Below are 21,062 nucleotides of genomic sequence, written 5' to 3'. Positions count from 1 at the left end.
TACCGCTGTTCCGTCATGGTCAACTCCACCAGCACTCGGCGGAGTGTCACCCATCAAGTGAAGTCAACCTGTAACGGATCAAGCGGAGTACGACAAAGCCCTCAACCTTGTCAGGTGAGAAGTTTCTATACGTCTTCAAGGCGGCCCTGACGGGCCGCTCGCGCGGCTCGGGCCACGCCGCGCCTTGCCGCTCCGCTCCCGGCGCGGCGGTCCCGGCCGCGCGCAAAGCCCGGACGGACACGCCGAAGCCCCGGCCATCTCACGACGAGAGACCGGGGCCAGGCCAGCGCTGTCACGCCTCGTGCATCAACTCCAGCTACATCCTGCCGACCGACCGCGACGCCGGCGGCGGCCCCCGTCGCCAGGCCAGGCCGTCGCGCCCTGCCGGGTCCGCGCGAGGCGGCCTCTTGCCTCCGGCGGGCAGGGCCTCCGGCCGCTGCACCCGGGACTGCGTATGCCTCCGGCGGCCAGGGCTACGCGCCCTGGACTGCGGCGGGCCGGGAAGCCCGGGGTGGGCTCCGAGTCCTCCCGTTGCGCACCCAAGGGCAGCCATGCCGCACCGGCAGGGCGCCAGCGGCCGAGGGCAACCGAACGGTCCGTACGTGATGGCGCCCCACCGGCACAGCATGTCCGGGCGGAGCCTGCGCAACGGGAAGCCTCTCCGGGGTCGGAGCATGTTGCGGAAGCAACCCGGGAAGCGCAGAACTCCAGCCCTGTACACCCCTGCCGCCGCGCGAATGTGCCACGACAAAGGCTGATCAGCTCTGCGATCATGAGGCGATGGAGGTCTGGCTCCACGACGACAAGCTGTATGAGGTCAGCTCCGGGTACAGCCGGCCCGACGATGCTTGGCAGTACGAGCTGACTGGTCTGACCGGAGCCCCTGGCACAGGCCCGTACCTCGAGATCGTCATCCCCGACGCGACTCCGGATGACGGCCCCTTCACACCGAAGCCGGCCAATCACGTCTTCGTCCGCGCCGCCGGCGGCCAGGTGCCGTGGCCGATCCTGACGAAGTTCATCGGCCTGGTGGAGTCCAGCGGTGACCTGATGGAGGAGGACCGGGGCCCCGCCACCGAGGCCACCGCGCTGCCCCTGACGCTCAACGTCTGGCAGCACGACGATCGGCAGTATGAGGTCAACCAGTTCCACTTCGGGGACAACGACTCGTGGTGCTACGAGCTGTACGAGGTCAAGCCGGACGCCGTGGGCAACGACTACATCGACGTCCAGATCCCGGACGCTCAGCCGGAGAGCGGACCGTTCGTGCCGGGTCCTTCCGACCGCGTGACGCTGACCATGCACGGCTCTTGGGCGATCCCATGGCCGGTCTTCCGCCGCTTTGTCGATGCAGTCCAAGCATCCGGCGACGTCGTGGAGGCATGAGCAGACGACCAAAGTCGGTGCCGGACGCGTCGACCTGTGATCTCCGCTGGGCCGTCCCTGGGCCGTCTGGGCCGTCGCTGGGCCGTCGAACGACCGCCAGCATTGACCGATATCGACCAGTACTGACGTACGAAACACCAGCTCAAAGGCCACGAGAAGTGCCGTGACCAGTAACTGACGGACGAGTCGACCTGTACGCCGGGTTCTGTCCTCGCCCGGAGGGGCGGGGGCGGCCATCCATCTCGGCCTGCCGTTGCCGGCAGGCTCCAGCGGTCTACCCGCAGGCTCGGGCGGGCCGCCCTCGAACGCCTGCGTCTGACCTTGCTCCGGGTGGGGTTTACCTAGCCGCCCCGGTCACCCGGGGCGCTGGTGGGCTCTTACCCCACCGTTTCACCCTTACCCGGCCCCGAGGGGCCGGGCGGTCTGTTCTCTGTGGCACTGTCCCGCGGGTCGCCCCGGGTTGCCGTTAACAACCACCCTGCCCTGTGGAGCCCGGACGTTCCTCGGCGGCACCGGTGAAGGTGCCGACGCGGCCGCCCGGTCGACTCGTCCGTCGTGATGACTATGGTAGGCGGCACCATGAACCTTGCAGACATCGCGCTCCTGTCCGGGGCCGGGCTGGCCGCCGGCACGGTCAACGCGATCGCCGGCGGCGGGTCGCTGATCACGTTTCCGGCGCTGATCGCGACGGGGTTGAGCCCGGTGGCGGCGAACGTGACCAACTCGGTGTCGGTGTTCCCGGGGTACGTCGCCTCGGTGTACGGCAGCCGGATGGACCTCAGCGAGCTGCCGCGGCGGACGGTGGCGGGCATCGTGCCGACGTCGGTGGTGGCCGCGGCGCTCGGGTGTGTGCTGCTGCTGATCACGCCGGCGAGGGCGTTCGACCTGGTGGTGCCGTTCCTGGTACTGGCGGCGGCCACCACCCTGGCGTTCCAGGACCGGCTGCGCAAGCTGGTCGGCAACCCGCGGGACATGTCGCCGTCGCGCAGGACGCTGAGCCTGCACGCGATGGTGTTCGCCGGTTCGCTGTACGGCGGCTACTTCGGCGCCGCGCTCGGCGTCATGCTGGTCGCGGCGCTGGGTCTGGTGCTCGATCAGTCGATGGCGAGGATCAGCGCGCTGAAGAACGTGGTGTCGGCGATCGCCGGGCTGGTGACGGTGTGCGTGTTCGCGCTGTTCGGGCCGGTCGAGTGGGTGGACGTGCTGGTGGTGGCGCCGACCGCGATGCTCGGCGGCTACGTGGGCGCCCGCCTCGCCCGGCGGCTCCCGTCGGCGGTGCTGAAGTGGCTGATCGTGGCGTTCGGCACCGGCGTCGGCCTGATCCTGCTGTACCGGGCGCTGACCTGACCTTCCGCACCGGCAGGCCAGCACCAGAGCCACCGCGGCGCCCGCCATGAGGCGGTCCGGCGTCAGCTCAGGTGTGCGGTGTCGTTGACGGTACGCACGGCGACCCCGCCGTCAGGCCATGAGTCGACGATCGAGAGGCCGGCCGGGTCGAGGTACAGGCGGTACATGAACGCGTCGCCGGCGGCGAGGGCGTCGCGCAGCATCGACTTGATCGGGGTCACGTGGCTGACGACGGCGATCCGCTGTCCCGCGTACTGCTGCTGGAGCCGCCGCACCGCCCGCCGCACCCGGATGGTGACCTGCTGCAGCGACTCCCCGCCGGGCGGCGCGACCAGGGGCGAGGCGAGCCAGCGGTCGAGCTCGGCCGGGTAAGCGGCCCGCACCTCGGCGAACGTCAGCCCGTCCCACTCGCCGAAGTCGCACTCGACGAGGTCCTGGTCGGTGACGATCTCGACGTCGCCGACGAGGCCCCGCACGGCGGCCGCGGTCTCCAGGCACCGCCGCAGCGGCGAGCTGACCACGGCGGCGAGGTCGGGGGCGAGGTCCCGGATCCGGCCGGCGGCACGACCGGCCTGGTCGCGCCCGCGGTCGGACAGCGGGATGTCACTGCGCCCCGAGTAGCGTTTCTCGGCGGTGTACGGCGTCTCGCCGTGCCTGACGAGCAGCATCCGCAACGGCGACCCTGTCGACGGCGGCGCCCAGGACCGGGCCACCGGCTCGGCGGGTGCGGCATCGACGTCCGACGTATTGACCAACGTCTGTGCTGTGGCGTCCGTGGAACCGGACGAGCGGGCAGGACCGGCCGATCCCGCACCCGAAGAGGTGCCCGCAGAAGAGGTGCCCGCAGAGGAAGAGCGGCCCGCGGAAGAAGACAGGCCCGCGGAAGACGAGCCCGAGGAAGAAGACAGGCCCGTGGAAGACGAGCCCGCGGAAGAAGGTAGGCCCGCGGAAGAAGAGCCAGCGGCAGACGAGCCCGAGGAAGAAGACGGGCCCCGGGACGAAGACGAGTTCGCGGCGGCGGCGACGGCGCGGGCGGCCGCGCGGCCCGGCGAGTCGGGGCCCGCGACCGGAGCGGCCTCCGCAACAGCGGAACCGGAAGCGGCGGCGGAACCAGAAGCAGCAGCGGAACCAGAAGAGGCGCCGGAGCCAGAAGAGGCGCCGGAGCCAGAAGAGGCGGGAGAGCCAGGAGTGGCGGGTGGGGTGGAGGCGCCGTCCATGGCGGCGTTCGCCAGGCGGTCGGCGTGCTTGTTCCGCTCGCGGGGGATCCACGAGTAGCGGACCGAGCGGAACGAGCGGGCCAGGTCCCTCGCCTCCGCCGCCAGGGGGACCAGCCCGGGGTGCTTGATCTGCCAGCGGCCCGACATCTGCTCGACGACCAGTTTCGAGTCCATGCGGACCTCGACCTCGTCGGCGCCGAGCTCGGTGGCGGCGCGGAGGCCCTCGATGAGGCCGGTGTACTCGGCGACGTTGTTGGTGGTGACGCCGAGCCGGCCGAGGCGTTCGGCGAGGACCTCGCCGGTGGTGGAGCGAACGACCGCGCCGTAGCCGGCGGGGCCGGGGTTGCCCCTGGACCCGCCGTCGGCCTCGATCGTGACCTTCACAGGCCGGACTCCGCGGTCCGGACGAGGATGCGCCGGCATTCTTCGCAGCGGACGACCTCGTCGGCGGCCGCGGCCTTGACCCGGGCCTTGTCGCCGCCGGCGAGCTCCAGGCGGCAGCCTTCGCAGCGGCCGTGGCGGAGCATGGCGGCGCCGATGCCGCCGCTGGACTCGCGGATCTTGTCGTACAGGGTGATGAGGTCGGCGGGGAGGTCCGCGGCGAGGGGCTTGCGGCCGGAGCGGCGGAACTCCTCGTCCTTGGCGATCCCGGCCAGGGCCTCGTCGCGGCGCTGCTCGGCGGCGGCCCGCACGGAGCGGGTCTCGGTGAGCCGGCCGGCGACCTCGTCGAGGGCGGCCTGCGCGGTCTCCCGCTGCTCCATCAGCTCCAGCTCGGCGTCCTCCAGCTCGCCCTGGCGCCGCTTGAGCGTGGCGATCTCGTGCTGCAGGGCCTCCAGCTCGCGGGCGGGGCCGGTGCCGGCGTCGAGCCGCGCCTGGTCCTTGTCCTTGCGGGCGCGGACCTGCTCGGCGTCGCGCTCGAGACGGCTGATGTCGCGGTCGAGGTCGTCGACGGCGACCTGGGCGCGGACGCGCTCGTCCTCCATCGTGGACAGTTCGCGGGCCAGCCGGTCGAGCTCCGCGTGCTCGGGCAGCGACTTGCGCTTGTGCGCGAGCTGGGTGAGCGCGATGTCGATCGCCTGCAGGTCGAGCAGGCGGCGCTGAGCCTCTGGGTCGGCCTTCACTGGTTGCGGTCCTCCAAGGTGAACGTCCACGGTGAGGTGTCCACATCGGACACGATGGTCTGCAGGCCGGCTTCCTGCCGCAGGAACGCCGCCACGTCGTCGAGCCACGGCCGCTCCGACGCCCAGTGCGAGACGTCCAGCAGCGCGGGACCGCCGTTGGCCAGGTGCTCGTGCGCCGGGTGGTGGCGCAGATCCGCAGTCAAGTATGCGTCAACGCCGGCCCGCGCCGCGTCGGCCAGGAACGCGTCGCCCGCACCCCCGGACACGGCAACCGTCCGGACCGTGTCCGTGGGGACCCCTGCCACCCGTACATCACCCACTGCCGACGACACGAGCGCGGCCAGGTCCGACAGTGCCATCGCAGATGGCAGCTCGCCGACGCGCCCGTGGCCGCGGTCGTCGGCGGTCGGGACCAGCGGCCGGACGCCGGTGAGGCCGAGCCGTGCGGCGAGCGCGTCGGACACGCCGGGGGCGGCGACGTCGCCGTTGGTGTGCGCGGTGTACAGGGCGATGCCCGCCTTGATCATCCGGTGGACGATCGCCCCCTTGTACGTGGTGGGCGCGACGCTGGACACGCCGCGCAGCAACAGCGGGTGGTGGGTGAACATCAGGTCCGCGCCGGCGGAGACCGCCTCCTCGACCGTGCGGGGGTCGCAGTCCACGGCGAGGAAGACCCTGGTGACCTCCGCGGACGGCTCCCCGAGGGTGAGACCGACCCGATCCCAGCTCTCGGCCCACGAGGTCGGGTAGCGCTGCTCGATGAGTTCGACGAGTTCGGCGACTAGCACGGCGCGACGTTACTCCACCCGCGGCGGGCCGAGCGCCTCGACGGGCAGATGCCAGGGAAAGCGGTCCGTGATCCGCTCGCCCGTGCCGGGCGGGTGGAGGGGCAGGACGTCGGGGCCGTAGAGGACGGTGACGCCCCAGGCCCGCAGCTTCTCGATCGACTCGCCGAACGCGGGGTGCCGGGCCATGGCGGCGTTGGTGAAGGGCACCGCGACGATCGGCAGGCCCATGCCGAGGCCCTCGACGACGAGGCCGAGGGCCAGGGTGTCGGCGATGCCCGCGGCCCACTTGTTGATCGTGTTGACGGTGGCCGGGGCGACGATCATGGCTTCGGCCTGCGGGAGGATGTCAGGGTCTCCGGGGTACTTGTACCGGTGCCGGACGGGGTGCCCGGTCTGGGCGATGAGGCTCGGGATGTCGAGCCACTTGAGGGCGTCCGGCGTGGCGACCACGCAGACCTCCCAGCCTTTCGCCTGGGCGAGCGACACCAGCTTGCTGGCGTGCTGCGTGACGGGCGATCCGCACATCACGGCGTAGAGGACATGACCGGCCATGCGGGCATTGTGCTACCCCGCGCCCTACACCCCCACGCTCATGTGCTCGGCGAGTTCAGCGACGGGTGCCGAGGGGGTGCCGCGGGTGCGCCGCAGGACGTCGCTGAGCACCTCCCGGGCCAGCGGCCGGCAGCGGATCTCCGAGGGGGCGAGCCGGTCGCCCTCCAGGAGCATCTCGCTGGCCTGCTCGATGTCGCCGAGGAGGGCGTAGGCGCGGGCCTGGTCGAGGTAGTGGTGCGCGCGGCGCTCCGGCAGCAGCGCGTGGAACGCCTCCAGGTTCAGCGACTCGTGCACCTCGACCGCGTGGCGCCCCTCGCCGAGCTCGACGGCGGCGGCGGCGCGGTGCAGCTTCACGTTCGTCGGCCCGAAGCTGGACCAGTAGTAGTTGTGGTCGCCGTCGAGCCCCCGGGCCGCCTCCTCCGCCCCGCCGAGCAGGTCCCGGACGGTGGCGCCGTCGCCGATGCGGGCGGCGGCCATCGCGCCCTGCAGCAGCAGCATCCCGTAGACCGACAGGCGCTCCGGTGCGCAGTCGTTGCCGTCGGAGCCGGGGGCGAGCCGGTTGGCGATGTTGACGTTGATCTCCAGCGCCGGGCGGGACCGGCCGAGGGCGAGCAGGGCGAGGGCGACCCTGGTGGTGGCGGCGCCGGCGAGGAGCTGGTCGCCGGCGCGCTGCGACACCGCGATCGACCGGTCGGCGGCGAGCCAGGCCAGCTCGTGCTCGCCGAGCTTGCGCAGCGCCGAGGAGGCGATCTGGTAGACCTGACCGAGCAGGTGGGCGGCCTCGCGGCCCTGCCCGCCGTCGGAGTAGGCGGTGTCGGCGGCCTGGGCCTCCCGCAGCAGGCGGGGCAGGGTCCGGGCGAGCATGCCGTATTTCGCGTGCTGGTAGCTCAGCCACGCGTGGGTGACGGCCTTGCGCATCTCGGCGAGGGGCGGCGGCTCGGGCGGCGCGTAGAAGAAGGCGCTGATCTGGTCGTAGCGCTCCAGGGCGGCGCGGATCTCCTCGACCTCGACCTGGTCGACGCAGTTGACGCTGTCGGGGCGCCGCTCGGGGTCCTTGCCCAGCAGGATCTGCACGTCGAGCTGGAGCACGTCGGCGATCTCGTAGACCACCGAGAACTTGTCCAGGCGCCGCACGCCGCGCTCGACCTTGTCGACCCAGCTCTTCGACTTCCCGAGCCGGTCCGCGAAGACCTGCTGGGACATCTTGCGCCGGTTCCGCCAGTAGGCCACGCGCCGCCCGATCGGCAGCTCATCCACGCCGCTCACCTCCGGAGGTCACCCGCTCGGCCGAAATCGCACCTTTTGTGCGGTTCGTCCGGCGTTCGTGCTCATACGTTCTGAAGTGCAAGTTGCAGACCCCGTTGCCATTGCCAACGACGCACACGTCGTCCGGTGACGCGACGTGGTTCTGTGCGCACTTTCGAGTGATCTCCGCTGCTAGGAGGAGCACATGCGGTCCTGGGAACGCGCCAAACTCCGTAAAGCGGCCGTCCGGTACGCCGAACACGGTTGGCACGTGCTGCCCGGCGCCTACCTGGTCGGCCAGCACGCGGGCCGGCACGCCAGGGAGCGCCGCTTCGACTGCGGCCAGCCCGGCTGCCGCACCGTGGCGTGCCACCCCACCGCGAACACGCCGAGCCGGTCGCCGGCGGCCGTCGCCGAGTGGTGGCGCGTGCACCCCTACAGCGTCCTGTTCCCGACCGGGTACGCCTTCGACGTCCTGGAGGTCCCCGGCGCGCTGGGCCGGGCCGCGCTGCTCGGCGACGGCTTCGTCGCAGCGCGCGGGCCGGTCATGGTGGCCCGGCAGAAGGACCAGGGGGACCGCTGGTCGTTCCTGGTGCTGCCCGGGCACGGACTGCTGCCGGAGCTGGCCCAGCAGCCCGGCGTGGTGCTGCACGGGCAGGGGTCGTGGGTGCCGGCGGCGCCGAGCCCGCAGTTCGGCGGGCGGGTGCGCTGGGAGCTGTCCCCGGAGTCGCACGGCTGGCGGCCGGCGGAGCCCTACGCCGTGCAGGCCCTCATGCTCGACGCGATCGGGGCCGGACCCATGGCGGGCGCGGGACAGCGGGGCATCTGGCGCACCGCCGCCTGACCCCACCACAGCAGACGGCCGGTCCTCTCGGGGGGACCGGCCGTTGCCGTTGTCCACAACCGGGCCGCCGCTCAGGCACGAGCAACCAGCACCGTCGATGGGCGAGCGCCCGCGACCAGTGCCGCGACGGTCTCCGGCGCCCGGGCGCGGGAGGCCTCCGCCGCTCGGGCACGGGACATCGCCCGAGCGGCGGGGGTCGACGAGCGCGCTAGGCTTCGGAAAAAATTCACGTGCAGAATTCATGCCGCTGCCCAACGTAGCGCCGGTGTAGCCCTACGTCGACCCTTGTCATCCGACAGGGCTACTCAAGGGTTGCGTGAATACCTACTCAACCCTGAGTGTTGATCTACTCAATTGATCAGTAACTCACCAGAACGTCCACGGTGGCCACCATCCGGCGGACGTCGGCGCCCGCTTTCCGGTCGGGCACCTCCACCGGCTGGGCGGCGGGGTCGACCCGGACGATCCGGCCGCCCTCGGGCAGCCTGACGCCGCGCGCCGCGAGCAACGCGGTCAAGGCACCGTAGACGACCGCCTCCGCCCGGTCGGCTGCGGCCCACGCCTGGAGCCCGATCCGCCAGCGGACCTGACGCGCCCACGGCAGGCGGGAGCGGACCGGCTCCCCCACCGCTTCCACGAGCAGGACCGGTGGATCACTCGTCGGATTGGCCGGTCGCGAGGTCACCAGGGTCGCGTCGGACAGATGGTGTTGTGCGCGTAGGTACGCCACGACGAGGCCGACCGCGTCCGGCTGCGCCACGGCCGTCACCGCCCCCGTCACCCTCGTCCCCCTCGCCCGTGTCCTTGTCGAGGACAACGGGACGCGCACCGCCTGGTCGCGGTACCAAAGATACATTTCATATTCCCCGAAGAAAGGATTCATGTGTGATCGGAGAAACGGCGCGTCCGGTCGAACGGTTCGTTGATTTCCGCCGCCGGTGGTTGCCACCGCCCCCCACTCCAGGGTAATGACCAGGAAAGATCGGGTGGGTGCTTTTGCGACAAACATCGGCGCCCCCCAATCGGCATTTTGCCGCCGACCGGAGGGCGCCGGGGTGCGGATCAGCTGAAGCGGGCTCCCTCGTCGCGGCGGTGCGCCCAGGCCGCGAGGCCCGCCGCCGCGACCGTCCAGGCGGCCAGGGTCACCATCGAGGTGGCCGACACCGTGAAGTCGCCGACCGCCGCCCAGAGCAGCTCGGCGGCGCCGCGGGTCGGCAGGAACGGCGCGATCGTCTCGACGAACCCGGGCGCGTCGCCGGGCGCCGACAACAGCCCGCCGCCGAACGCGAGCGGGAAGAAGATGATCTGCGCGACGGCGAGGGCGGCCTTGGTCGGCAGGCAATAGCCGATCGCCAGGCCCATGAACGTGAACGGCAGGGCGCCGAGCACGACCGCGCCGAGGGCGAGCAGCAATCGCACCGGGGAGGCGGTGGCGGCGGTCAGTGTCGCGCCGATGACGACGACCGGGATCAGCGACAGGAACATGAACGTGAGCCCGGACAGGACCCGCCCGGTGAAGGCGACGGCGGGCCCGGCCGGCAGGGTGCGGCTGTATGGGTCCCACGGCTGGGCGCGGTCCTCGGCGACGCCGACGCCGTAGGTGAACAGCGAGCTGGTCATCACCGCGAACATGACCATCGAGGCCGTCGCGTAGGTGGCGCCGACCGGGTCGTCCCCGGCGAACGGCACGACGAAGAACAGCATCGACGCGGCCGGGAAGAACGCCCCGCCGACGACGGCGACGGGGATGCGGGCGGTCTCCAGGATGCGGAACCGGGCATGCGTGAGCGCGAGCGACATGATCAGCGTCCCGTCAGGGTCAGGAATGCCTCTTCGAGGCTGGTGGGCCGGACCTGCAGCCCGCGGAACGGCACGCCCGTGGTGACGAGGTCCCGCACGAGCTGGTCCGGGTCGGCGGTGAGCAGGGAGGTGCGGCCGTCGGCCTGCTCGACGCCGACGACGCCGGGCAACGGCGGCAGCTCGGGCAGCGTCGCGCTGTCGAGGCTGACCCGGTGGATGCCGACCATGGCGCGGATCGCGGCGACGGTGTCGTCGGCGAGGACCCGGCCGCCGGCGAGGACCACGACCCGGTCGGCGAGGGCCTCGATCTCCTCCAGGTAGTGGCTGGTCAGCACGACGGTGCCGGTGCGCCCGTACGCCCGGATGTGGTCCCACAGGTCGCGGCGCGCCTGCACGTCCAGGCCGGTCGTCGGCTCGTCCAGGAACACCAGGTCGGGGCGGCCGACGAAGGCGAGCGCGACGGCGAGGCGGCGCTTCTGGCCACCGGACAGGCCGCCCGTCTGCCGCCCGGCGACCTCCGTCAGGCCGAACCCTTCCAGGAGCTCGCCGGTGGGGACCGGGTCGGCGAAGTGGGCCGCGACGAACGCCACGCACTCGCGCACCCGCAGCGTCGCGGGCAGGCCGGTCTCCTGCGGGGTGACCCCGATCCGGCGGCGGGCGGCCGGGTCGCGGGGGTCGCCGCCGAAGAGCTCGACAGTGCCGCCCGTCGGGCGGCGCAGGCCGACGAGCAGGTTGACGAGTGTCGACTTGCCGGCGCCGTTGGGGCCGAGCAGCCCGACCACGCCCCCGGCGTGGATGTCGAGGCTGACGCCGTCGAGCGCGACCCGGGCCTTGGCGCCGGTGCCGTAGCGCCGGGTGACGTCGACGGTGCGGGCGAGGAGCATCAGGACTCCCTGGTGGGGTCTAGGTGTTGGGATCCAGGAGGGCGCGGACGGCGGCCGTGTAGTCGTCGAAGGCGACCCGGCCGCGGTCGCTGAGGGCGGCCGAGGTCGTCGGGGTGCGGCCGCGGAAGGACTTGACCAGGTCGACATAGCCGGCCTGCTCGAGCTTCGTCAGGTGCACCGACAGGTTCCCGGCCGTCATGTCGAGCAGCTCCTGCAGGCGGGGGAAGGTCACCCGGTCGCCGGCGGGCAGCCCGGACAGCGCGGCCATGATCCGCAGCCGCGCCTGGGCGTGGATCACGGGGTCGAGCTCAGCCACGCCGCCGTCCCCGCCACCAGAGGACCGCCGCGAGCAGGCACAGGCCGCCGCCACCGCCGACGGAGATCAGCAGCGAGTGCCAGCCGGGGCCGAGGGCGACGCCGGCGATGTTGATGACGGTGAGCCAGGCGCCGAGGACGAACATGTCGCGCGACATCCAGATGGCCGCGCCCGCCATGTACATGACGGCGACGGTGCCGACGGAGACGCAGGCCCACAGCAGGCCCTGCTCGTCCTGGGGCAGGTAGCGGACGAAGCGCCCGGTGGTGGAGCCGACGCCGGCGAACGCGAGGAACCAGGCGATCCCATAGGCCGTGCCCTGCCACGACGAGCGGCCCTCGACGCCCCGCCCGCGCCGGGCGGACGCGACCAGGGTGCTCACCATCGCGGCCGCCATCGCCGCGAACAGCACGACCAGCGGCAGCCACTCGGGCAGGTCGACGAAGACCCGGCCGCCGGGGCCGAACCGCAGGAACAGCAGCCCGTGACCCACCAGCCAGGCGAGGCCCCAGGGCAGGTAGTAGACGAGCGGGTTGAGGGTGATGGTGCTGGTGACGGCCGTGCGCTCCTGCTGGATGAGGGCGAGGGACTCCGCCGGCGAGGCGGGCGGCGCGTCGTCATCGACCGGGGTCATGCAAACTACTTTACGCCGCAAACCTGTTTGCCGAAAGAGAGGGCCGCCCGTGCGGACGGCCCTCGCTACCCGTCGATCAGGAGTCGCCGCCGGTCTCCCCCACCGGGGCGGCGTTGACGTCGTCGATCGCGTACTTCTTCGCCGCGTCGGCGGCGGCCGACGCCGGCACCTCGCCGCGGCGGGCGAGCTGACGCAGCGTGGCGACCACGACCGACTCGGCGTCGACGTGGAAGTGCCGGCGCAGCGCGTGCCGGGTGTCGGACAGGCCGAAGCCGTCGGTGCCGAGTGACGTGTAGTCGGTGGGCACCCAGCGGGCGATCAGGTCCGGCACGGCCCGCATGAAGTCGGAGACCGCGATGACCGGGCCCTCGGCGCCCTGCAGCGCCTGGGTGATGTATGGCACCAGCGGCTCGTCGGCCGGGTGCAGCAGGTTGTGCTCCTCGGCGAGGATCGCGTCGCGGCGCAGCTCGGTCCATGACGTCGCGGACCACACGTCGGCGGCCACGCCCCACTCCTCGGCGAGCAGCTTCTGCGCCTTCAGCGCCCACTGCATGCCGGTGCCGGAGGCGAGGATCTGCGCCTTCGGGCCCTCCTGCACCGGCGCGGGCAGGTACTTGTAGAGGCCCTTGAGCACGCCCTGCACGTCCAGGCCCGCGGGCTCGGCCGGCTGGAAGATCGGCTCGTTGTAGACCGTCAGGTAGTAGATGAGGTCCTCGGGCTTCTCGCCGTACATCCGGTTGACCGCGTTCTCGGTGATGTGCGCGATCTCGTAGCCGAACGCCGGGTCGTAGGCCACCACGGCCGGGTTCGTCGCCGCGATGAGCAACGAGTGACCGTCCTCGTGCTGCAGGCCCTCACCGTTGAGCGTGGTGCGGCCCGCGGTGGCGCCCAGCAGGAAGCCGCGTGACATCTGGTCGGCGGCCGCCCAGATGCCGTCGGCGGTGCGCTGGAAGCCGAACATCGAGTAGAAGATGTAGACCGGGATGATCGGCTCGCCGTGGGTGGCGTAGCTGGTCGCCGCGGCCGTGAACGAGGCGACCGAGCCGGCCTCGTTGATGCCCTCGTGCAGGATCTGCCCGTTGGTGGACTCCCGGTAGCTCAGGAACAGCTCCCGGTCGACCGGCGTGTAGTTCTGCCCGTGCGGCGAGTAGATCTTCGCGGTCGGGAAGAGCGAGTCCATGCCGAACGTGCGGGCCTCGTCGGGGATGACCGGCACCCAGCGCCGCCCCATGCCCTTGTCGCGCATCAGGTCCTTGAGCATGCGGACGAACGCCATCGTGGTGGCGACCTTCTGCTTGCCCGAGCCGCGCTTGATGTCGCCGTACACCGACGACTCCGGCAGCTTCAGGTCCACGTGCTTGGTGCGCCGGTTCGGCACCGGTCCGCCCAGCTGCGCGCGCCGCTCGCGCATGTACTGCATCTCGTCGGACTTCTCGTCGGGCCGGTAGTACGGCACCGCGTACGGGTTGTCGCCGATCGCGCTGTCCGGGATGTCCAGGTACAGCCGGTCGCGGAAGTCCTTGACGTCCTGCAGCGTCAGCTTCTTCATCTGGTGGGTCGCGTTGCGGCCCTCGAAGTGCGAGCCGAGCGTCCAGCCCTTGATCGTCTTGGCCAGGATGACCGTCGGCTGGCCGGTGTGCTCGGTGGCCGCCTTGTACGCCGCGTACAGCTTGCGGTAGTCGTGGCCGCCGCGCTTGAGGTTCCAGATCTCGTCGTCGGACAGGTGCTCGACCATCTTGCGCGTGCGCGGGTCGCGGCCGAAGAAGTGCTCCCGCACGTACGCGCCGGACTCCGCCTTGTAGGTCTGGTAGTCGCCGTCCGGGGTGACGTTCATCAGGTTGACCAGCGCGCCGTCGGTGTCGGCGGCCAGCAGCGGGTCCCACTCCCGGCCCCAGACGACCTTGATCACGTTCCAGCCGGCGCCGCGGAAGAACGCCTCGAGCTCCTGCATGACCTTGCCGTTGCCGCGGACCGGGCCGTCGAGGCGCTGCAGGTTGCAGTTGATGACGAACGTGAGGTTGTCCAGCTCCTCACGGGCGGCGACGCCGATCGCGCCGATCGACTCCGGCTCGTCCATCTCGCCGTCGCCGAGGAACGCCCATACGTGCTGCTGGCTGGTGTCCTTGAAGCCACGGTTGTGCAGGTACCGGTTGAACCGCGCCTGGTAGATCGCGTTGATGCCGCCCAGGCCCATCGAGACGGTCGGGAACTCCCAGAAGTTGGGCATCAGCCGCGGGTGCGGGTAGCTGGGCAGGCCCTTGCCCATGCCGCCGTGCGACAGCTCCTGGCGGAACCCGTCGAGCTGCTGCTCGCTCAGGCGGCCCTCCATGAACGCGCGCGCGTACATGCCCGGCGAGGCGTGCCCCTGGAAGAAGATCTGGTCGCCGCCGCCCGGGTGGTCCTTGCCCCGGAAGAAGTGGTTGAAGCCGACCTCGTACAGGCTGGCGGCGCTGGCGAAGGTCGAGATGTGACCGCCGACGCCTACGTCGGGGCGCTGGGCGCGCTGCACGAGCATCGCCGCGTTCCACCGGATGTAGGCGCGGATGCGCCGCTCCACGTGCTCGTCGCCGGGGAACCAGGGCTCACGCTCCGGCGCGATCGTGTTGATGTAGTCGGTGGTCGTGAGCGGCGGCACGCCGACCTGTCGCTCCCGCGCGCGCTCCAGCAGGCGCAGCATCACGTACCGGGCGCGCTTCGTGCCGCGCTCGTCGATTACTCCGTCCAGCGACTCGACCCACTCGGTGGTTTCCTCCGGGTCGATGTCCGGCAGTTGACTCGGCAGGCCGTCGCTGATCACTGGGCGCTTGCGTTCGGTGGACACAGGCGTTCCTTCTAGGTGTAGGACCGGTCGCCCCCGAGGTAGGACGGTGGTGGCCGGTCGGGATGGCCTCTGGGTGTTCGTGTTGAGGCAATGTGTGAGCCCATGTCCCATCCTGCCTGCCCTCAGTGCAATCCGTCACGTCTACGGGGCGTCAACTGCGACGCGCGACACGATACCGGCGGGTAACTTCTGCGTGACAAAACCGCGACTGATCAATCATGCGGCGGGTCCCGATCGGCTACGGTGCGGCCGTGTCCGACAACTCCGCCTGGTGGCTGCTGGTCCCAGTCCTCTGCGTCACCGCCTCGATCATCACGGTGGTCGTCGTCATCACGATCGTCGTGCGCCGGATGGTGCGCGCCGCGGGCGCCGCCATCAACACCACGACCGGCGGCGGGCTCCGGCCGGGCCGCCCGTCGTCGTCCTCGTCCCCCTTCGGCACCGACCCGATCGGGCCCGACTGGACCCCGGACGGCGGCGGCTCCGGCCCCTCGGGCGGGCACCACGGCTCCCACGGCTCCCATGACTCCCACGGCGGTCACGTCCACGGCTGGGGGCACAGCATGGACCACGGCCACTCGCACTCCCACTCGCACGACTCCGGGTCGTCCTGGTCGTCCTTCGACTCGGGCTCGTCGTCGTCGGACTCCGGCTCCTCCTCGTCGTCGGACTCGGGCTCCTCGTCCTCGTCGGACTCCGGGTCGTCGTCCTCCTCCTCCAGCGACTGAGGCCACCGGCCTCCCGTTGCGTGCGTTGACTACCGTGCGGCTGTGCCTGACAACGCACCCTCGGGCCCGCCGCCCGAAATGATCGCCGCCATCGTGATCTTCCTGGTCGTGGTGGTCGTGGTGGCCGCCATCGGCGCCGCCCGCGGCGGCGGCCGCTCCGGGTCCTCCTCCGACGCGACCTCCTCCGACACCGGCTCCTCCGGCTTCGACTGGCCCTCCGACTCAGGCTCGTCCGACTCGGGGTCGTCCGACTCAGGGTCGTCCGACTCGGGCTCCTCGTCGTCGTCCTCGTCCGACTGACAGACTGGGGTCCATGCACTCCGAGGTCATCACCGTGCGCACCGGCTCCCGGCCGGTGGTGCGCGACATCACGGACGAGGCGTCGCGGTTCGTCGCCGGGCACGCGCCGGACGGCGACGGGCTGCTGCACGTGTTCGTCCCGCACGCGACCGCCGGCGTCGCGATCATCGAGACCGGCGCGGGCAGCGACGACGACCTGCTGCGCGCCCTCGACGACGTCCTGCCGGCCGACGACCGCTGGCGGCACCGGCACGGCTCACCCGGCCACGGCCGCGACCACGTCATGCCGGCGTTCGTCGCGCCGTACGCGACGCTGCCGGTCGTCGGCGGCCGGATCGCGCTGGGCACCTGGCAGTCGATCTGCCTGGTCGACCCGAACGGCGACAACGCCACCCGCCAGGTCCGTTTCAGCTTCCTGACCGGATGAGCGCGTTTCCTGCCGGAGTTCCCGGCTCAGGCGCGGGAGGATTCTGACGTGATCGAGCGTCGCGTCGCCGTCGTGTTCCTCGTCGACCCGCAGGGGCGGGTCCTGATGCAGCACCGTGACTCCCACGCGAAGGTCTCGCCCAACCAGTGGGCGATGCCCGGCGGCAAGATCGAGGACGGGGAGACGCCCGAGGAGGCGGCCCGCCGCGAGGTGCGGGAGGAGACCGGACTGACCGTCACAGACCTGGAGCACTACGTCACCTGTACAAGACCCTCGGTGACGACCGCCGACGGTCTGGTGGAGATGCACGTGTACTACGCGGCCACCGACGCCACCCAGGACGACATCGTGCTCGGCGAGGGGCAGGCAATGGTCTTCCTCACACCTGAGGAGGCACTCGCCCGCGACCTCGGCGTGACCGCGGCACTTCTGGTGCCGGGCTTCCTGGAGTCTTCGCAGTACAGAGCCCTGGTGACGCGCAACGGGCCGTGACCGTCGCGACACCGGGCGACGCGTCGGACTGGCAGACGAAGACCAAAGTCGGCCATGCTGTCGAGCGTGACCACCCCTCAGGACCTCGACGAGCGGTTCCGCGCGGAGCTCGCCGGGCTCGTCGCCGCCACGGTCATCCGGGACCTCGACGAGCCGGTGCGTGACGACACCGCGCTCACCGGTGTGCAGGCCCGCGAGCTGTACGACGCCCAGTGCACCAGCCGGCACCTCGACCTCGCGGCCCGCTGGCTGCGCAGCTTCAACGCCGGTTACTACACGATCGGCTCGTCCGGACACGAGGGGAACGCGGCGGTCGCCGCGGCGCTGCGCCCGACCGACCCTGCCCTGCTGCACTACCGCTCCGGCGGCTTCTACTGCATGCGCGCCGCCCAGGTCCCCGGCAGCGACCCCATCCGCGACGTCATGCGCGGGGTCGTCGCCTCGGCGAAGGAGCCGATCGCCGGCGGCCGGCACAAGGTCTTCGGCCACCCCGACCTGCACGTCGTGCCCACCACCTCGACGATCGCCTCGCACCTGCCGCGCTCGATCGGCGTCGCGTACGCGCTCGGCCGCGGCCGCCGGCGCACCGGTTCACACGCCGAGCCCGGTGCCGGTGCCGGCACCAACGGCCACGGCTGGCCCGGCGACGCCCTCGTCGTCTGCTCCTTCGGCGACGCGTCGATCAACCACGCCGCCGCGACCGCCGCGTTCAACACCGCCGGCTGGTGCGACCACGTCGGGCTGCGCCTGCCGCTGCTGTTCGTCTGCGAGGACAACTCCCTCGGCATCAGCGTCCGCTCCCCCGAGGGCTGGGTCGCCGCCGCCCTCAGCAGCCGCCCCGGGCTCCGGTACTACACCGCCGACGGGTGCGACAGCGCGGCCACCTACGACCGGGCCGCCGAGGCCGCCGCCTGGGTGCGCCGCTTCCGCCGGCCCGCGATCCTGCACCTCACCACCGTCCGGCTGATGGGCCACGCCGGCGCCGACGCCGAGATGGCGTACCGCACCCCCGTCGAGATCGCCGCCGACCTCGCCCGCGACCCGCTCGTGCACACCGCCCGGCTCATCGTCGAGGCGGGCGTCGCCACCCCGTCGGAGCTGATGGCCCGCTACGACGAGCTCGGCTGGGACGTGCGCCGGGTCGCGGAGGAGGTCCTCGGCGAGCCGAAGCAGGCCAGCGCCTCCGAGGTGACGGCGCCGCTCGCGCCGCGCCGGCCGGTCCGCGTGTCCCGCGCCGTCGCCGACGCCGCCGCCGACCTGGTCGACGAGGCCGTGGACCCCGACGCGGGCAGCGACATCGGCGACGACCTGGAGTTCTCCGAGGCGTACGAACCGCCGCACTCCCACCGCGCCCCCGACACCGACGCGTCGCCGTCGCCTTCGTCTTCGGATTCGTCTTCGGATTCGCCGTCGTCTTCGGATTTCACGGCGACCGAGGTGCCGGACGCGTCGGAACTCTCGGACGTGCCGGAAACGTCGGAAGCGTCGCCGGAGCCGGCCGACACCCGTGCCAACGGGCATCCGCCGACCCGCGCGGCCGCCTTCAACGGGAAGCTCCCCGAGCGCGCCGGCCCGCTCACCCTCGCCCAGACGATCAACGCCGCCCTGACCGACGCGATGCTCGCGTACCCGCAGATGGTGGTCTTCGGCGAGGACGTGGCGGCCAAGGGCGGCGTCTACGGGGTGACGAAGGGCCTGCGGGACCGCTTCGGCAGCGCGCGCGTCTTCGACACCCTCCTCGACGAGACCTCCATCCTCGGCCTCGGCCTCGGCGCCGGGCTGGCCGGGATGCTGCCAGTGCCCGAGATCCAGTACCTGGCCTACCTGCACAACGCCGAGGACCAGCTGCGCGGCGAGGCCGCCACCATGCAGTTCTTCTCGCAGGGCGCCTATCACAACCCGATGGTCGTCCGGGTCGCCGGACTCGCGTACCAGCTCGGCTTCGGCGGGCACTTCCACAACGACAACGCCCTCGCCGTGCTCCGCGACATCCCGGGGCTCGTGGTCGCCGCGCCGGCCCGGGCCGAGGACGCGGCCCCCATGCTGCGCACCTGCCTCGCCAGCGCGGTCGTCGACGGCAGCGTCTGCGTGTTCCTGGAGCCGATCGCCCTGTACCACACCCGCGACCTGCACGGCGACAGCGACAACTGGTGGCTGTCGGAGTACGCCCCACCGAGCGAATGGTCGGCCATCCACGTGCCGATCGGCCGGGCCCGCGCGTACCACAGCGGCCCGAACGACGACCTCACCATCATCACGTTCGGCAACGGCGTCCGGATGTCGCTGCGGGCCGCCGCCCGCCTGTCCGAGGAGGGTGTCGCCTGCCGGGTCGTCGACCTGCGCTGGCTGTCGCCCCTGCCCGTCGGCGACATCATCAAGCACGCCTCCGACACCGGCCGCGTCCTCGTCGTCGACGAGACCCGCCGCTCCGGCGGCGTCGGCGAGGGCATCATCGCCGCCCTGGTCGACGCCGGCTACGTCGGCGTGGCCCGCCGGGTGGCCGCGGTCGACTCGTTCGTGCCGCTCGGCCCGGCCGCCAACCACGTCCTTGTCTCCGAGGAACAGATCGTCCAGGGAGCGAAATCGCTGTTGGCCCGGTAGTTTGGACCTTTAGTTTTTCGATCGCATCGGTGCGCCACTTGCGTTGACGGCCCGTACTGTGTGGACTACGCGCTAACAGTGGTGTTGCGACAGGAGGCAGTGGACAGTGAACGCGACCGCGGGTCAGGCCGAGGTGAAGAGCCTGGCGGACCGGTTCGGTGTCGAACCGGGCATGGTCGTTATGGAGATGGGGTACGACGACGACGTCGACCAGGATCTCCGCGACGTCCTGATCGACCGGTGCGGGGACCTGGTTGACGAGGAGACCGACGAGGTCGTAGACGTCGTGCTGCTGTGGTGGCGCGACGACGACGGCGACCTGGTCGAGACGCTCATCGACGCGCTGGGCCCGCTCGCGGACAACGGTGTGGTGTGGCTCCTCACCCCCAAGGCCGGCCGCCCCGGGCACGTCGAGCCGAGCGATATCAACGAGTCGGCCCCCACCGCCGGGTTGCAGCAGACCTCGACGGTCAACGCCGGCAAGGACTGGACCGCGGCGCGCCTGGTCGCCCCGCGCGCCGCGAGGTCCCGCCGCTAGCTTGTCGGTGCGCTCGCCTTCCCCTCCGCGAGGAGCCACCGAAGGCGAGCCCTGACCCCCAGCCCGGCCTCGCCACCTTCGTCAGGCACCCGGGCCGTTCCCTCCTGCGCTCAACCTGCTCCTCGCCCACCCGCCGAGGTGCCGCTCCCCGCTGGACCGGGGTCGCTGCTGGACGGGACGGAGCGGCGGACGTCACCCGCAGGTCGCAGACGCTGCTGCACCGGCAGGCCACGCCCTGGCCTTCCTCGACGCCGCCGCCATGATCGTCTCGCGGATCCGGTCGCCCCGGCAGCGGATCCGCTTTCCGATCACGCCGCCCTACCCGCGCCCGGCCGGCCGCCCCGCGCCACCACGATCGCGCACAAGTCCGCCCTCGTCCCCCAATCGTGGACACGCGCGCCCCCATCCCCGGCTTCACCCACACCTCGCTTCGGCTCGCACCAGCCGCTGCGCAGATTCCGCACCCACGCCGGCGCTGCCCGGCAATGCCACCCGCCTCGGGCCGGCCGCTCGCCACCGCCGAGGACCATGACCGACGGACAGCGATCCGCCCTTCAATCCGCGAGACGGCGCGGAGTCCTGGCCTCCGGAGCGTGGAACCACCCCCAGACCCGGATGCACTGATTGCGCTCCGGTCCGACCGAGGCACGCGAACCGCGCGACCAGGACCTCACACACCACAGCCCCGGGGGGGCGACCATACCCCGGGGGAAACACCCACCCGACCGCACCCGGCAACGCTCACGCCGAAGCCGACCCGGGCGCGCCCGCGCACACCGGAGCCGGCAACGACCTTGCCCCGACCGCCCGCGACCCCAGCCCGGCCAAGCGGACAACCTGCCCCCGCCACAGCCGACAGCGCTCACGCCGAAGCCAACCCGGGCACGCCCGCGCACACCGGAGCCGGCAACGACCTTGCCCCAGCCGCCCGCGACCCCAGCCCGGCCAAGCGGACAACCTGCCCCCGCCACAGCCGACAGCGCTCACGCCGAAGCCGACCCGGGCACGCCCGCGCACACCG

19 protein-coding genes, 1 other RNA gene and 2 pseudogenes are annotated in these 21,062 nt (G+C 71.8%); 10 read left to right on the top strand and 12 right to left on the bottom strand.

Features of this window, described 5'->3' with window-relative positions; genetic code table 11:
• Positions 1 to 780 precede the first annotated feature (780 nt).
• Positions 781 to 1,386 carry a hypothetical protein gene (locus tag AB0I21_RS54150; RefSeq protein WP_360573382.1) on the top strand — a complete coding sequence of 202 codons (606 nt, stop codon included), beginning with the start codon at positions 781 to 783 and terminating at the stop codon, positions 1,384 to 1,386.
• Between the two features lie 178 nt (positions 1,387 to 1,564).
• On the opposite strand, the gene rnpB is transcribed toward AB0I21_RS54150, so the two are convergent.
• An RNA gene (gene rnpB / locus AB0I21_RS54145) (RNase P RNA component class A) lies at positions 1,565 to 1,935 on the bottom strand.
• Positions 1,936 to 1,965: 30 nt separating this feature from the next.
• On the opposite strand from rnpB, the gene AB0I21_RS54140 reads away from it, so the two are divergent.
• The gene (locus tag AB0I21_RS54140) at positions 1,966 to 2,733 is read left to right on the top strand and encodes a sulfite exporter TauE/SafE family protein (protein WP_360573380.1); all 768 of its coding nucleotides are present in this window, start codon (positions 1,966 to 1,968) and stop codon (positions 2,731 to 2,733) included.
• Positions 2,734 to 2,795: 62 nt separating this feature from the next.
• On the opposite strand, the gene AB0I21_RS54135 is transcribed toward AB0I21_RS54140, so the two are convergent.
• The 5 genes from AB0I21_RS54135 to AB0I21_RS54115 are packed head-to-tail and all read right to left on the bottom strand — an operon-like array spanning position 2,796 to position 7,668.
• The gene (locus AB0I21_RS54135; RefSeq protein ID WP_360573378.1) at positions 2,796 to 4,334 is read right to left on the bottom strand and encodes a bifunctional RNase H/acid phosphatase; all 1,539 of its coding nucleotides are present in this window, start codon (positions 4,332 to 4,334) and stop codon (positions 2,796 to 2,798) included.
• Positions 4,331 to 5,071 (bottom strand): C4-type zinc ribbon domain-containing protein, encoded by a 741-nt coding sequence (locus tag AB0I21_RS54130; RefSeq protein WP_360573376.1) that lies wholly within the window; start codon positions 5,069 to 5,071, stop codon positions 4,331 to 4,333. Before AB0I21_RS54130 ends, AB0I21_RS54135 begins: the two co-directional genes overlap by 4 nt.
• Positions 5,068 to 5,859, bottom strand: coding sequence for a Nif3-like dinuclear metal center hexameric protein (locus AB0I21_RS54125; protein ID WP_360573374.1), 792 nt, complete (start codon positions 5,857 to 5,859; stop codon positions 5,068 to 5,070). Before AB0I21_RS54125 ends, AB0I21_RS54130 begins: the two co-directional genes overlap by 4 nt.
• Positions 5,860 to 5,868: 9 nt before the next feature.
• Positions 5,869 to 6,411 (bottom strand): flavoprotein, encoded by a 543-nt coding sequence (locus tag AB0I21_RS54120; RefSeq protein ID WP_360573372.1) that lies wholly within the window; start codon positions 6,409 to 6,411, stop codon positions 5,869 to 5,871.
• A 24-nt stretch (positions 6,412 to 6,435) separates the two neighbouring features.
• Entirely contained in the window at positions 6,436 to 7,668 is a 1,233-nt protein-coding gene (locus tag AB0I21_RS54115; RefSeq protein WP_360573370.1) for a helix-turn-helix domain-containing protein, read from the bottom strand.
• A 193-nt stretch (positions 7,669 to 7,861) separates the two neighbouring features.
• Between AB0I21_RS54115 and AB0I21_RS54110 the strand changes: the two genes are divergently transcribed.
• A complete protein-coding gene (locus AB0I21_RS54110) occupies positions 7,862 to 8,500 on the top strand; it encodes a bifunctional DNA primase/polymerase (protein ID WP_360573368.1) in 639 nt (212 codons plus the stop codon).
• A 358-nt stretch (positions 8,501 to 8,858) separates the two neighbouring features.
• On the opposite strand, the gene AB0I21_RS54105 is transcribed toward AB0I21_RS54110, so the two are convergent.
• The 6 genes from AB0I21_RS54105 to aceE all read right to left on the bottom strand — a co-directional run bounded on the left by AB0I21_RS54105 (position 8,859) and on the right by aceE (position 14,955).
• Entirely contained in the window at positions 8,859 to 9,269 is a 411-nt protein-coding gene (locus AB0I21_RS54105) for a hypothetical protein (protein ID WP_360573366.1), read from the bottom strand.
• Positions 9,270 to 9,562: 293 nt separating this feature from the next.
• Positions 9,563 to 10,300 (bottom strand): ABC transporter permease, encoded by a 738-nt coding sequence (locus AB0I21_RS54100; RefSeq protein WP_360573364.1) that lies wholly within the window; start codon positions 10,298 to 10,300, stop codon positions 9,563 to 9,565.
• Between the two features lie 2 nt (positions 10,301 to 10,302).
• Positions 10,303 to 11,184 (bottom strand): ABC transporter ATP-binding protein, encoded by an 882-nt coding sequence (locus tag AB0I21_RS54095; RefSeq protein WP_360573362.1) that lies wholly within the window; start codon positions 11,182 to 11,184, stop codon positions 10,303 to 10,305.
• A 19-nt stretch (positions 11,185 to 11,203) separates the two neighbouring features.
• Positions 11,204 to 11,500 carry a transcriptional regulator gene (locus AB0I21_RS54090; protein WP_360573360.1) on the bottom strand — a complete coding sequence of 99 codons (297 nt, stop codon included), beginning with the start codon at positions 11,498 to 11,500 and terminating at the stop codon, positions 11,204 to 11,206.
• Positions 11,493 to 12,134: a transporter gene (locus tag AB0I21_RS54085; RefSeq protein ID WP_360573358.1), complete on the bottom strand. Its 642-nt coding sequence runs from the start codon at positions 12,132 to 12,134 to the stop codon at positions 11,493 to 11,495. Before AB0I21_RS54085 ends, AB0I21_RS54090 begins: the two co-directional genes overlap by 8 nt.
• Positions 12,135 to 12,210: 76 nt before the next feature.
• Positions 12,211 to 14,955: a pyruvate dehydrogenase (acetyl-transferring), homodimeric type gene (aceE, locus tag AB0I21_RS54080; RefSeq protein ID WP_360573356.1), complete on the bottom strand. Its 2,745-nt coding sequence runs from the start codon at positions 14,953 to 14,955 to the stop codon at positions 12,211 to 12,213.
• Positions 14,956 to 15,206: 251 nt separating this feature from the next.
• On the opposite strand from aceE, the gene AB0I21_RS54075 reads away from it, so the two are divergent.
• The 7 genes and pseudogenes from AB0I21_RS54075 (at position 15,207) to AB0I21_RS54045 (ending at position 20,041) form a co-directional block, all read left to right on the top strand.
• Positions 15,207 to 15,683 (top strand): hypothetical protein, encoded by a 477-nt coding sequence (locus tag AB0I21_RS54075; RefSeq protein WP_360573354.1) that lies wholly within the window; start codon positions 15,207 to 15,209, stop codon positions 15,681 to 15,683.
• A 42-nt stretch (positions 15,684 to 15,725) separates the two neighbouring features.
• Positions 15,726 to 15,983, top strand: a complete 258-nt coding sequence (locus AB0I21_RS54070) for a hypothetical protein (RefSeq protein WP_360573352.1) — start codon at positions 15,726 to 15,728, stop codon at positions 15,981 to 15,983.
• A 13-nt stretch (positions 15,984 to 15,996) separates the two neighbouring features.
• Positions 15,997 to 16,410, top strand: coding sequence for a YjbQ family protein (locus tag AB0I21_RS54065; protein WP_344506181.1), 414 nt, complete (start codon positions 15,997 to 15,999; stop codon positions 16,408 to 16,410).
• A 48-nt stretch (positions 16,411 to 16,458) separates the two neighbouring features.
• The gene (locus AB0I21_RS54060) at positions 16,459 to 16,902 is read left to right on the top strand and encodes an NUDIX domain-containing protein (protein ID WP_360573350.1); all 444 of its coding nucleotides are present in this window, start codon (positions 16,459 to 16,461) and stop codon (positions 16,900 to 16,902) included.
• 54 nt (positions 16,903 to 16,956) lie between these two features.
• Positions 16,957 to 18,156, top strand: a pseudogene (locus AB0I21_RS54055) (thiamine pyrophosphate-dependent enzyme); the annotation flags it as partial.
• Positions 18,157 to 18,432: 276 nt separating this feature from the next.
• Positions 18,433 to 19,503, top strand: a pseudogene (locus tag AB0I21_RS54050) (transketolase C-terminal domain-containing protein); the annotation flags it as partial.
• 106 nt (positions 19,504 to 19,609) lie between these two features.
• Positions 19,610 to 20,041, top strand: coding sequence for a DUF3052 domain-containing protein (locus tag AB0I21_RS54045; RefSeq protein WP_033362448.1), 432 nt, complete (start codon positions 19,610 to 19,612; stop codon positions 20,039 to 20,041).
• The last annotated feature ends 1,021 nt before the right edge of the window (positions 20,042 to 21,062 follow it).

Source organism: Dactylosporangium sp. NPDC050588 (assembly GCF_040654975.1).
Lineage (GTDB): Bacteria > Actinomycetota > Actinomycetes > Mycobacteriales > Micromonosporaceae > Dactylosporangium > Dactylosporangium maewongense.
The sequence above is the reverse complement of the archived record's forward strand: the minus strand, read 5'-3'. Positions and strand labels throughout refer to the sequence as shown.